This window comes from Trebonia kvetii (genome assembly GCF_007827045.1).
In the GTDB taxonomy this organism is placed as follows: Bacteria; Actinomycetota; Actinomycetes; order Streptosporangiales; family Streptosporangiaceae; genus Trebonia; species Trebonia kvetii.
This window is the reverse complement of record NZ_RPFW01000001.1, coordinates 345,230-357,532: the sequence shown is the minus strand read 5'-3', so window position 1 is coordinate 357,532 and position 12,303 is coordinate 345,230. Positions and strand designations below refer to the sequence as shown.

Below are 12,303 nucleotides of genomic sequence, written 5' to 3'. Positions count from 1 at the left end.
ATGGCAGAAAAACTCCTGGTCAATCCCATCGACTGCGAGGGCCACGGTGCCTGCGCCGAGCTGCTGCCCGAGGCGATCGAGCTCGACGAGTGGGGCTACCCGATCGTCGATCCCCGCCCGCTGCCGCCCGGCCTCGAGCGTCACGCCCGCGCCGCCGTCTCCGCCTGCCCCACCCTGGCGCTCCGCCTCCAGAAGGCCTAGCGCCTAGACCATACCCACCATCCCGAACGGGTTCATGCTTCGCCTCGACGCGAAGCATGAACCCGTTCGGCGTTGGCGGCCTTTTCTACGGGCGACGCCGCTGGTGTGCGCCTGACCAGCATGGTTGACACATCCAAAAGGCAGTGACACTATTTTGACAGTGACTCTCACTTGAGAGAGACTTCCTGAAGGTGGTAGCTGCTATGAATGCCAAGCTCTCCCGCAACCGGGCGAACCCCGCCCGCATGCAGTCGGCCCCAGGCGACGTGACGCATTCTGCTCGCCGCTGGTGGGCGCTGCTGGCGATCGCCGCCAGCGTGCTCGTTGTCGGACTCGACCTCACCGTGCTCAACCTGGCACTGCCGTCCATGGCCGTCAGCCTGCACGCCTCCACCGGCGACCTGCAGTGGATCGTCGACTCCTACAGCCTGGTGCTGGCGGCCCTCATCCTGCCTGCCGGACTGCTCGGCGACCGCTACGGCCGCAAGCGGATCCTGGTCATCGCGCTTGTGCTGTTCGGTGCCGCCTCCCTGGCCTGTGCCTACGCCACGTCGACCGGCGCGCTGATCGCTGCCCGCGCGGTGCTCGGCATCGGCGCGGCGGCCATTTTCCCGCTGGCCCTTTCCGTGCTGCCCGTGCTGTTCGAGGGTGCGGACAGGCAGCGTGCGGTCGCTGCCATCGGCGGTGCCAGCATGCTCAGCTTCCCGATCGGCCCGATCGTCGGCGGCTACCTGCTCGACCACTTCTGGTGGGGCTCGGTCTTCCTGATCAACGTCCCGGTCGTGGTGCTCGCCCTGATCGCCGTGGTGACCCTGCTGCCCGAGTCGCGCTCCGCAGTGCGGCCGCGCATCGACCTGGCGGGCCTGGCCGTCTCGAGCGCCGGCCTCGTCGCGCTCACCTACGGCTTCATCAAGGCCGGCCAGGACGGCTGGTCGGACGGGCTCGCCGTCGGGCTGATCGCGGCCGGAGTGCTCGCGCTCGCCGTGGCGCTGCCCCTGGTGGAGGGCCTGGTCACCCGCCGCGGCGGGCAGCCGCTCGCCGACCTGCGGCTGTTCAAGTCGGCCAGCTTCCGGTCCGGCACGATCCTCGCCACGCTGATCTCGTTCGCGATGTTCGGCCTGTTCTTCGCGCTGCCCCAGTACTTCCAGGACGTGCGCGGCGCGAACGCGCTCGGCAGCGGCCTGCGGCTGCTCCCGCTGGTCGGCGGCATGCTGATCGGCATGGTGGGCGGCACGCGCCTGGGCACGCCGCGGCGCTCTACCGCTGGCGGACCCGCGACGGGTCCCACCGGGCGCCCGCGCAGGGACGGCAGCACGCTCCAGGGGATGCTCGCCAGCGCGCGGTAGGGCCGCGGGCGCTGGTGACGACCGGGTACCTGATCATGGCCGCCGCGATGGGGCTCGGCGCGCTGACCGGGCTCGGCAGCTCGACCGGCTACGTGGTCGCCTGGGTCGCCCTGGCGGGCCTCGGCCTCGGCCTCGTCATGCCGACCGCGATGAGCGTGGCGCTTGACGCGCTGTCCGCCGAGCGCAGCGGTGCCGGGTCGGCGCTGCTCACGGCGATGCGCCAGGTCGGCTCCACGGTCGGCGTCGCGGTGCTCGGCACCGTGATCAGTACCAGCTACGCCAGCGGCGTGGCCGGCGCGGCGGCCGGGCTGCCCGGGCAGGCCGCGGCGGCTGTCAAGTCAAGCGTCGGCGCGGGCGTGGGCGTGGCGAACAAGCTCGGCTCCACCGAGCTGCTCGACACGGTACGCACCGCATTCGTGCACGGCATGGACCTCATGCTGTGGACGTGCGGCGGCATCGCACTCGGCTGCGCGATCCTCGCAGTGCTGGTGCTCGGCCGCCGCGTTGCGGCCGAGGAGGCCACACGGAACGACGCGGCGGAGACCGGCGGCGAAGCCAGTTCGATCCCGGTCGTATAAGGGGCAGAATCAAGACTGTGACGGACATGATGGCGCAGGCAGGCCTGCGGGAACGGAAGAAGGCCAGGACGCGTGCCTCCCTGCGGGAGCACGCGCTCCGGCTGTTCCGCGAGCAGGGCTACGAGAAGACCACCGTGGAGCAGATCGCGGCCGCGGCGGAAGTGTCACCATCCACCTTCTTCCGGTACTTCCCGACCAAGGAAGACCTGGTTCTCCAGGACGACATGGACACCAGGATCATCGAGGCCTTCGCCAATCAGCCAAAGAACCTGAGCCCGATCGCCGCGATCCGCGCCGCCGTCCGGGAGGCGTGGGATTCGTTCACCCCAGAAGAATGGGAGCAGATCAGGCAGGGCGCCGAGCTGTCCATGCACGTCCCGGAGATCCGTGCGCGGACGGTGAACGAGTTCGCCAGGACGATCAACGTGCTCACCGAGGTCCTGGCCGGCTACACCGGCCGCCAGGCGGACGACTTCAGCATCCGCGTGCTGGCGGGCGCGGTCGTCGGCGTGATGATGGCGGTCTTCCTGCCCGAGCACTTCGCGGCCGATGGGAGCGCCACGACCGCCTACCTTGGCCCGCATTCCGTCTCCGCCATCGATGAGGCCCTTGCCCTGCTCGAACAGGGCCTACCTCTCTAGCCTCCACCCTCTCTAGCCCCACGGAATGTTGAAGATTCAAATAGTGTTACCGAAGTAGGCTGCCAGGAGGCGGGTATCGCACCTGGTCTGACTTACTGAGGGAGGCATTTCTCATGCCAGCAGTAACCGTCGACAATCTCCTGGTCCTGCCCCGGGTCGCCGAGCCCGCGCCCGAGGGGGACCGCCCGGTCGTCAAGATAACCACCGCGCCATCCGGCTTCGAGGGCGAGGGATTCCCCGTCCGCCGGGCCTTCGCGGGCGTCAGCCTTAACGACCTTGACCCGTTCATCCACATGGACCAGATGGGCGAGGTCGAGTACGCGCCGGGCGAGCCGAAGGGCACGCCGTGGCATCCGCACCGCGGCTTCGAGACCGTCACCTACCTGCTCGACGGCGTGTTCCGCCACCAGGACTCCAACGGCGGCGGCGGCCTGATCACCAACGGCGACACCCAGTGGATGACCGCGGGCGGCGGCATCCTGCACATCGAGGCGCCGCCCGAGGAGCTGGTGATGAGCGGCGGCCTGTTCCACGGCTTCCAGCTCTGGGTCAACCTGCCCGCACGGCTCAAGATGACCCAGCCGCGCTACCAGGACATCCGCGCCGGCCAGGTCGCCCTGCTCACCTCGCCGGACGGCGGCGCGCTGCTGCGGGTCATCGCCGGCGAGCTTAACGGCCACGCCGGGCCGGGCGTCACGCACACCCCGATCTCCCTGGTGCACGCGACGGTCTCGCCGGGTGCCCAGGTCCGCCTGCCGTGGCGCGCCGACTTCAACGCGCTCGGCTATGTGCTCGCGGGCGCCGGAACGGTCGGCGCCGACCGCCGTCCGATCCACACCGGCCAGCTCGCGGTGTTCGGCTTCGGCGAGTCGATCACGTTCGGCGCCGACCGGCACATGGACGGCCCGAGCCCGGCCCTGGACATCCTGCTGCTCGGCGGCGAGCCCATCCGCGAGCCCGTCGCCACCTACGGCCCGTTCGTGATGAACACCCGCGCCGAGCTGCAGCAGGCCTTCGAGGACTTCCAGGCGGGCCGTCTGGGCACCATTCCGGCCCAGGCCGCCGCACCCATCCCCACTGACCACCCAGGCCACGACGTTCTCTGAGGCGGCGCGGGCACGACGGTAATCCGTGGTGCCCGCGTCGCAGTCGGTCGGCTACGAAGGACCGGGCTTCCGAAGGCGACGAACATTGGCTGTTGGGCCGCTGCCCGGGGTTGGGCTGGCGCCGTTCTCCTTAGTGGTGCCATTTCCAGTGCTGTCGGTGTAGACCCGGCCGAGGACGTTATTCGGCAAGCGGCGGTTTTCCGGCTGGTCAGGATCTGTGTGGATCGCCTTGATAAGCTTCACGGCGTCATCCACACTCTGGACATCTGTTCTGCCCAGCACGCCTGCCTGCTGCCTCAAGCGTATTTTCGAGGCCTTCCGGTCGGCGATGGCGCGGATCCTGTTGACCTTGCCTTCAGCCTTGGCCGCTTGTATCTGCTGCTTCGATCGAAGGATGTCTTCGCGGCGCTTGTAGATAGACTCAACGATCGGCGGCAGGTTCTCGAAGAGCTTTCGAAGGGCCACGATTAGAGCGATCGTGATACCTGCGGCCACTGCCACGACAGGCCCATGCATGATGGCGAACCGGCTGATGACCGATGCGGATTCTTGCAGCCAGTCCATGGCGTCAGCCGGTTTCATTTGGGCTGCTGAAAATTGGCCCTGGCGCTCGGTGGTTGGGTTCCTGTATCGAAATGACTACGCCGTGCCCATTGGCGTAGTCAGGCACCCGCGCCTGAGTAACAATGTCCGTGGGGGCAGACACTAGTGCCTCCTGCTTGATAGGGGTTCCGGCCTGCCCTGGACCTCCGCGACCTGAGGCAACAGGTCGAGCCTCGGAGTCCAGGACAGGCCGGAGTCGTTTCATCTTGTGTCGCCGGTTCTGGGTGAGCCGCGTCGTCTCGCGGTCGTTCCCCGGCGGGGTGATCTGAGCTGTTTCGGGTGGTTAGGCCGTTCAACTGGGCCTACAGCCGGCTGCGGCGCCCGAGTGGCGCCCCTCCATCCGTGATGGACCTCTCGTTACCCTCCTATCGTACCCCCAGAGTTTCGGGACCACGCAACCCGTTGCCATCCAAGTTGATGCCCATCAAACGGATAGGCATCGGCTTGACGGCGAACAGCCCTAGAGGCAGCAGCGTGACACACAGCAGCGTGATAGACTCCGTGGGTGGACGCGGACACGTACGCCCTGATCCAGGAGAGAGAGAAGGGGCATGAATTCAAGGAGTTACGGGCCAGCCGTTGCGCGGGCGCTCCTGTCATCTGAGTTGAAGAAGCTACGACTCGCCAGCGGGGAGACGCAAGAGGCCGTTGCTACTGCTTGCGAGTGGTCAGTAGCAAAGTTCTCTCGAATCGAGAACAGCAGTTCGCCCGTGAGGAAGGCGGACCTCGAGGCGCTGTTGCGTCACTACGGCGTTGACGAGAGCCGGTTCGCGGAATTCAACCAGCGGGCACGGGAAGCGCGAACCCCGGGATGGTGGGAGGACTTCGACTTCGGCAGCGACAAAGGCTTTGAGGCCTACGTCGGTTATGAAGACGGTTCCTCTTCAATACGGATGTCGCAGCCGAACGTGATCCCCGGGCTACTCCAGACACCCCAATACACCCTGCAAACTCTAGAGGGCTGGGGCGTTCCGGCAGATGCCATCACGCGAGGGATTAAGCTGCGTGAAGAACGTCAGAGGCGTGTCGCCCAGCGCGGTCCGGAGCAGATTTACATTCTGGATGAATCCGTCATTCAACGCCCGCCTGGTAGCTCAATGCCTGAGCAGTTGCGCCACCTGCTCCGGGTCGGAGAAAAGCCCAGTGTCACTATTCACATAATCCCCTTCAGTCACGGTATGCACTTTGGCATGCAGGGACCATTTGTCCTCCTCGGCTTCGAAGGAGAACTGGAAGACGTCCTTTATCTGGAGAGCGCTCGCCGAGGCGACCTGCTCATCGCGGAGAACAGGGATCAGCTGGGCGGCCCCAACGTGCCCAAGTTCGAAAACCCGACCGATGAAGTCGCCAAGTACCAGGATGGCTTCGCTCGGTTGCTTCACGTCGCTCTGCCGCCGAAAGAGTCGCTGGAGCTCATCGAGCAGATCGCGCGCAATCTCGAGCAGAATAGCTTAAATCGTATAGGCAGTGCACGGGCCGCCGGTTTACACTCCAAACGAGGGAAAGTTTCAGTAGCAAAGTAACTTTCCTTGGAACGGGGAGAACTTGATGCCGGGACCGAGCCGCACTGCAGCCCTTTCTTACTTCTCGTGGCGGAAGAGCCGTTTCTCTGTTACTGGTGAGTGTGTCGAGGTAGCTGCGGCCAGAGAGACCGTTGCTGTAAGGGACTCCAAAGACCGGGAAGGCCCGACAATGGTTTTCACCGCCGAGGCCTGGCGGGAGTTTCTGAGAAGTATGGATAACAGATCGTAGACACGAGATAGCAAGCCTGCGGTAGCGCGCGGGGCGCAGCGGTTTCCGCTGCGCCCCGCGCGCCTGACTAGTACTACAACAGAGATCTGTGATGTCGTTCGGTGCGGCTGCGTGACTTGAGGCTTTCCGATGGCCAGGATTGCTGCATGCTTGGTGTCATGGAGGGCTCGCGGGCAGGTGCCGCAGATGCGCATGCCGCGTGGTCGGAGTCGTTTAACGAGCTGTTCGCGCAGGTTGCTGGTGTTTTCTCGAATGCGCATGTGCGCAGGCGCGGGCGGGCGTACGTGCTGGGCCTGCTGTCGCAGACGGAGCGGAAGAACTCCTGGCAGCTGGCGGAGTTCGCCGGGGAGCCGTCGCCGGACGGGCTGCAGCGGCTGCTGAACTTCTCGCCGTGGGACGAGGACGCCTGCCGGGACGCCATCGCGCGCTACGTGATGAGGGCTGTCGGGGATCCGGGCGCGGTCCTGGCGGTCGACGAGACGGGATTCCTTAAGAAAGGCCGGATGTCCGCCGGCGTGGCCAGGCAATATACCGGGACGGCGGGCCGGGTGGAGAACTGCCAGGTCGGCGTGTTCCTCGCGTACTGCGCGCCGGACGGGGCGCGGGCGCTGATCGACCGCGAGCTGTACATCCCGAGGAAATGGGCAGAGGACCGGGAGCGGTGCGCGGCGGCCGGGATCGGCGGCGACGTCACCTTCGCGACGAAGCCGAAGCTGGCGGAGGCCATGATCGGGCGCGCGGTGCAGGCGGGCGTCCCGTTTAAGTGGGTGGCGGGTGACGAGGCATACGGCGGCAACCCGGGCCTGCGGGAATGGCTGGAGGCAGAGAAGATCCCGTACGTGCTCGCGGTTGCGTGCAACGCCATGATCGAGACGAAGGCGGGCGCGAAGCGCGCCGATGAGCTGGCGGGGCTGGTCCCGGCGGGCGCATGGCAGCGGCTGAGCTGCGCCGACGGGTCCAAGGGGCCGCGGCTTTACGACTGGGCGCTGGTCGCGGCCGGCAGTGACGATCACTGGCTGCTGGCCCGCCGGTCCCTGCAACCCGGCGAGAAAGGCAACCTTGAGCTGGCCTTCTACCGCTGCTACTCGCCGCGGCCGGTCACGCTCGCCGAGCTCGCCGCGGTAGCGGGCGCGCGGTGGGGAGTGGAGGACTGCTTCGCCGAAGCCAAGGGGGAGGCCGGCCTGGATCACTACCAGGTCCGCCGCTACCGCGCCTGGTACCGGCACATCACCCTGTCCATGCTCGCGCACGCGTTCCTCGCCGTCGCCGCGCACGGCGCCCGCCCCGCCCCAGCACTCCCGCAGCCGCAGGAACCCGTCCCTGCCAGCGGAAACACTGACGGCGAGGGTACTGAAAAGGGGACCTGACCGCTGTGGACAACTTTTCGCCCCGCCAAGGACATACAGCCCGCCAGCCTTCATAACAGACGAAACCGGGCGTGACCTGATCCCGCTCACCGCCGCCGAGGCCCGCCGCCTGTTCAACCTCCAAACCCGCGTCGCCCGCCCTGCGGCATTCCACGAGCACTGGTCAGACTGGAGACGCCGCCGTCAGGCCGCCGCCCGCAAATCGCATTACGCCCGCCGAATCAGAGATCACGAGGCGCTGTTGTAGTACTAGCTAGCAGTGCTCGGCGTGGTGCTGCTGAGCCGGGCGAGCAGCGCGGTTCCGTCGGGTGAGCCGAGGCCGGTGCACGCGTCCCAGCCGGGTCCGGCGTGGTAGGCGCCGTTGCTGCCGGAGACGACGTCGTTGAAACCTAGCGCGGCCACCCCGGCCGTGACGCCGCTGTAAAGCAGCGGCTGGAACAGGCCGAACCGCTTGCCCGACGCCTGGGCGAGCCGCGCGATAAGACCGGCCCACAGCGGCGCGACCGCCGATGTGCCGCCGATCGGCTGCTGCCTGCCGTCCACCACGACCAGGTAGCCGGTCACCGGATCGGCGTTGCCCGCGACGTCAGGCACGCCGCGCCCGCTGCCGCCGCCGTTGGCCGACGCGGGCACCCCGGCCGACTGCTGGTAGGCGGGCAGCGGGAACGTGTCGGACACCCCGCCGCCGCCCGCGCCCTCGTTGCTCGACAGCTCGTTCCACACCACCTCGGACGAGATAGCGTACGACGTGGTGTTGCCGACTAGCTTCGTCCCGCCGCAGGCGAGCGCGTTCGGTGAGGAGGCCGGGAAGTCGCAGTGCACCGAATTCTGCCCGCCCGGGTCGTCGCTCGCGCCGTTGTCGCCCGCCGCGACCGTGACGGTCACGCCGAGCGCGGCGGCGTCGGCGAAGATGGAGTCCATCGCGGCGCGGGACTGCTGTGACCACTGGTCCTCGGACATCCCCCAGCTGATGGAGACCGCGATCGGGGTCGGCGCGCCGTGCACGGCGTCGGAGATCGCGTCGATGAAGCCCTGGTCGGTGTTGGGGCCGAAGTACACCACCTGCGCCGCGCCGGGCGCGACACCGCCGACGACCTGGATGTCGAGCTCGACCTCGCCGTCGGCGTCCTGGCCGGGGGTGTTGGCCGATCCGTCGACCCCCACCGCGGTCACCGAGGGGACCGCGAGGCCGAGACCGGAGAAGTAGGTGGACAGGTCGGACTGGGTGAAGCCGCCGCCGAGCTCGATGATCGCGACCGTCTGGCCGGAGCCGTCGGTGCCGGCCGGGAACTGGTAGAAGCTGGCGACCTGCGGCGCGGTCAGCGGGCCAGCCTTGACGGCGGGGTCGGCGGCGCCTGTTTCATCCTCCGCTTCTGCCCGGCTGCCGAACGCCGGGGGGCGCCGGAACTGCGGGCGGGCCGCCGGCCGGTCGTCGAGGCCGACCACCGCGGTGATGATGCCGGACAGCTGCGCGGGCACCGACAGCGAGCCGGTCCGGTACCGGTGCTGGACGTGGCCGCTGCCATCCGGGTGCGGCGAGCTCACCGCGGACAGCGTGGTACCGAACGCCGACTGCATCGCGGCGATCGTCCCGCTCACCTTGAGCCGTCGCGACGGGAGGTGGAATTCGGTCACGGTGAGCCCATAGCCGCCGAGGACGTCGGCGACGAGCTGTGCGTCGTCAGTGTCGGCGCCATATCGGTCGCCGAGCTGGGTCGTGCTAACGATTTCAGGTCCCTGCACGAGCGCCGCGGGGACCGCGGCCTTGCGTCGCAGCATCACGGTCACCGTGATGACCTGGCTATCGTCGAGCGGTGCCGCCGCCGGCTGTGCGCCAGGCAGTTCGGAGCGCTCGCTTCCGGATAGCGGTACGAGTGGATCTGGCATGGAATTCCTCCCCGGTGACTCCATTTGGGTCTACCGGAGATTGTGTCGCGGTATCCGAGCCAGCACCCTGCGTTCCGGGCCGATATTCTTAACTTCTTACTAAGAACTTCCCCGTATTCTCCCGGACGGCCCATTTGCCGGGGTAACCCCGTGTGCGGCCCCGGGCCATCTAACGGGTCCAGGTGTCACGCATCGTGACCTCCAATTGGCTACAATTTGTGGTTGCTACGTCTGTTTATATCATCAGACAGTGACCATTCGCAGGCCAGGCGGACTAACCGGCAGACTGTGGCTCGTCATAACGCCGGTAAGGCGAATACGGATAGTAATTAGATCAGGCAGCGCCCGCGTCGGTCGCCGGGCCTTTCGCCAGCTCAGCGAGCTGTGACCGGACCAGGGACGCCGACCGGTGATGCAGCGCCCGCAGGATGAGCAGCGACTCGTCCCATGCCTCCCTGGCGCCGCGCAGGTCGCCGGTGGACGCATATGTCTCGCCCAGGTGCGCGAGCACCATCGCGAGGTCGTACCGGTTGCCCATCTCCCGGTCGAGGGTGACGGCGCGCAGGAAGCAGGACACCGCCTCGTCGTGCGACTCGAGCCGCTGCAGCACCACGCCGAGCGTGTCCCAGGTGCCGGCCTCGCCAGGTGAGTACCCGATCGCCTGGCACAGCTCGATGGCCTGCACGCAGTAGGCCCTGGCCTCCGACAGGTCGCCAAGCTGCACGCTGTTCCATGCCGAGCCGTTGAGCGCGCTCGCCCGCACCAGCCGCATGTTCAGGTCGCTCGGCGCGCTCTCCGACAGGCGCAGCGCCTCGCTGATGACGTCGAGGGCCTCCGCGTGCCGTCCCTGGCACTCCAGTGCCTGCGAAAAGATCACGTCGGTCCGCGCGAGCCCTAGGTCGTCGCGTAGCGCGGTGAACCCCGACTGCGCCGCGGTCAGGCATTGGTAGGCCTCGCCGACGTCGCCGAATGACATCGCGAACGAGCCGATGCCGCGCAGCGCGAACGCCTCGCCCGCCAGGTCGCGGCTGCGCCGCGCCGCCTCAAGCGCGAGCCGGTGCAGCCGCGCGCCGTCGTGCCAGTGCCCGCACACGTTGTGGAAGGTCCACAGCACGACGGGCAGCCGCCACGCGTGCTCGTCGTGCCCCGACCGCGCCGCGACGTCGGTCACCTTGAGCAGCACCTGGTACTCCGCCTCGAGCCAGGCGAGCGCGGCCGCCTTGCCGCCGAACGTCTCAGGGACGGTTCCCGGGGCGAGCGCATCCAGCCCGATCAGCTCCCGCCCGGGATATAGCACCCGGTGGGCACGGTGCGCGGTGTGCAGGTAATGATCAAGCATCCGCCGCGTGGTCTTCGCGACCCCCGCGGCCGGCGTCGGCTGCTCGGCGGCGTACGCGCGCAGCAGGTCGTGGAACGCGTACCGGCCGGGCGCGACCTCCATGAGCAGCGACGCCCTGGTCAGGTCGCGCAGCGCGGCCCGCGCCTGCGCGAGCGGCACGCCGGCCAGCGACGCCGCCGCTGCCGCGCTGATGTCCGGCCCTGGGTGCAGCCCGAGCAACCGGAACAGCCGCGCTGACGGCTCGCGCAGGTATCGGTAGGAAAGAGAAAGGACAGTCCGAACGGATGCGGCCGGATCTCCCACGTCAAGCGCGTCTAGACGGCCGCCGAGCTCGGTCAGTTCCGCCGCCAAAGAGGAAAGCGGCGCCCGCGGCGCGGCGGCGGCGCGGGCGACGACTACGGAAAGCGCGAGCGGCAGCCGCGCGCACAGCGCGGCGAGCTCGGTAACGGCCCACGGCTCCTCGGCGGCGCGCTCCTTGCCGAGCCGCGCGACGAGCAACTCGTTCGCCTCCAGCTCGCTGAGCACGTCAAGCTGGAGCAGCCTGGCGCCCTCGTGCGCGGCGAGCGCCGCGAGTTCCCGCCGGCTGGTGACAATGACGAGGGACTCGGGGGAGGCGGGCAGCAGCGGCCGCACCTGGCCCACGTCGGCGGCGTTGTCGAGCAGCACGAGCATCCGCCGCCCGGCGACCACCGAACGGTAGCGCGCGGCGAGCCCCTCGACATCGGCGGGCAGCCGCTCCGGGTGGACGCCAAGCGCGTCGAGAAAGCCGCGAAGCACGTCACACGGGTCGGCGGGCCTGCCGTCTCCGGCGTCGAAGCCGCGCAGGTTCGCGTAGAGCTGCCCGTCGGGGAAGCGGTGCGCCACCCGGTGCGCCCAGTGCAGCGCGAGCGCGGTCTTGCCGACCCCCGCGGTCCCGCCGATCGCCGAGATGACCACCCCGGTGGCGCCGGCGGCCCGGTCGGAGGCGGCCTCGTCGAGCACGCCGTCCAGCAGCGCCAGCTCACCGGCTCGCCCCGCGAAGTGCGGCACCCGCGTCGGCAGCTGGCGTGGCACCGTCACTCCCGCGGCGCGTCCCGTCTCCTGTGCACCGTCGCCGTCGTGCTCGGTGCGGCCCGCCGCGTCGCTCACGGCCCGGTACCGCGCGATCAGGTCGGCACCCGCGGTGTCCGGCAGTCCGAGCGCCCGGACCAGCGCCCGCACCGAGGAGGGATAGGGGCGCCGGGTCCTGCCGCGCTCCAGGTCGGCGATGGCCCGCACCGATACGCCGGACCGGTCCGCCAGATCCTCCTGGGTCAGCCCGGAAGCGACCCGCTGCTGCCGCAGCCATTCGCCCAGGCGTGCCTGACCAGGATGTGCACTCATGATCACCACCTAGCCGTGACCACCCCGTCACGGAAAGTCTAACTTGTCCGCGCTTTGGCCGAAAGTTGCCAAATGACGCAGCCAAAGTTGGGTGCGGGTGCCAGGCCCGGTGTCAGGGTGT

General features: G+C 68.5%; 11 protein-coding genes. 8 read left to right on the top strand and 3 right to left on the bottom strand.

Annotated features, from left to right (window positions below):
• From EAS64_RS01470 to EAS64_RS01450, 5 genes are all read left to right on the top strand, one after another.
• A complete protein-coding gene (locus EAS64_RS01470) occupies positions 1-201 on the top strand; it encodes a ferredoxin (RefSeq protein ID WP_145850899.1) in 201 nt (66 codons plus the stop codon).
• A 203-nt stretch (positions 202-404) separates the two neighbouring features.
• Positions 405-1,547: an MFS transporter gene (locus EAS64_RS01465; RefSeq protein WP_145850898.1), complete on the top strand. Its 1,143-nt coding sequence runs from the start codon at positions 405-407 to the stop codon at positions 1,545-1,547.
• 14 nt (positions 1,548-1,561) lie between these two features.
• Complete coding sequence (locus EAS64_RS01460; protein ID WP_145850897.1) at positions 1,562-2,125, top strand: MFS transporter; 564 nt, start codon at positions 1,562-1,564, stop codon at positions 2,123-2,125.
• Positions 2,126-2,151: 26 nt separating this feature from the next.
• On the top strand, positions 2,152-2,766 hold the full coding sequence (locus tag EAS64_RS01455) for an acyl-CoA-like ligand-binding transcription factor (protein ID WP_145852248.1): 615 nt from the start codon (positions 2,152-2,154) through the stop codon (positions 2,764-2,766).
• Positions 2,767-2,879: 113 nt separating this feature from the next.
• A complete protein-coding gene (locus tag EAS64_RS01450; RefSeq protein WP_145850896.1) occupies positions 2,880-3,872 on the top strand; it encodes a pirin family protein in 993 nt (330 codons plus the stop codon).
• A 51-nt stretch (positions 3,873-3,923) separates the two neighbouring features.
• Here EAS64_RS01450 and EAS64_RS01445 read toward each other — a convergent pair whose 3' ends face one another.
• Positions 3,924-4,436 (bottom strand): hypothetical protein, encoded by a 513-nt coding sequence (locus EAS64_RS01445; protein WP_222848917.1) that lies wholly within the window; start codon positions 4,434-4,436, stop codon positions 3,924-3,926.
• Positions 4,437-5,026: 590 nt separating this feature from the next.
• On the opposite strand from EAS64_RS01445, the gene EAS64_RS01440 reads away from it, so the two are divergent.
• From EAS64_RS01440 to EAS64_RS01430, 3 genes are all read left to right on the top strand, one after another.
• Positions 5,027-5,998 (top strand): helix-turn-helix domain-containing protein, encoded by a 972-nt coding sequence (locus EAS64_RS01440; protein ID WP_145850894.1) that lies wholly within the window; start codon positions 5,027-5,029, stop codon positions 5,996-5,998.
• A 25-nt stretch (positions 5,999-6,023) separates the two neighbouring features.
• Complete coding sequence (locus tag EAS64_RS01435; protein ID WP_145850893.1) at positions 6,024-6,227, top strand: DUF397 domain-containing protein; 204 nt, start codon at positions 6,024-6,026, stop codon at positions 6,225-6,227.
• 158 nt (positions 6,228-6,385) lie between these two features.
• A complete protein-coding gene (locus EAS64_RS01430; protein ID WP_246115575.1) occupies positions 6,386-7,594 on the top strand; it encodes an IS701 family transposase in 1,209 nt (402 codons plus the stop codon).
• 249 nt (positions 7,595-7,843) lie between these two features.
• Here the strand turns inward: EAS64_RS01430 and EAS64_RS01425 are convergent, their stop codons facing one another.
• The gene (locus tag EAS64_RS01425) at positions 7,844-9,481 is read right to left on the bottom strand and encodes a S53 family peptidase (protein WP_145850892.1); all 1,638 of its coding nucleotides are present in this window, start codon (positions 9,479-9,481) and stop codon (positions 7,844-7,846) included.
• A gap of 334 nt (positions 9,482-9,815) precedes the next feature.
• Positions 9,816-12,182 (bottom strand): ATP-binding protein, encoded by a 2,367-nt coding sequence (locus tag EAS64_RS01420; RefSeq protein ID WP_145850891.1) that lies wholly within the window; start codon positions 12,180-12,182, stop codon positions 9,816-9,818.
• Between the last annotated feature and the right edge of the window lie 121 nt (positions 12,183-12,303).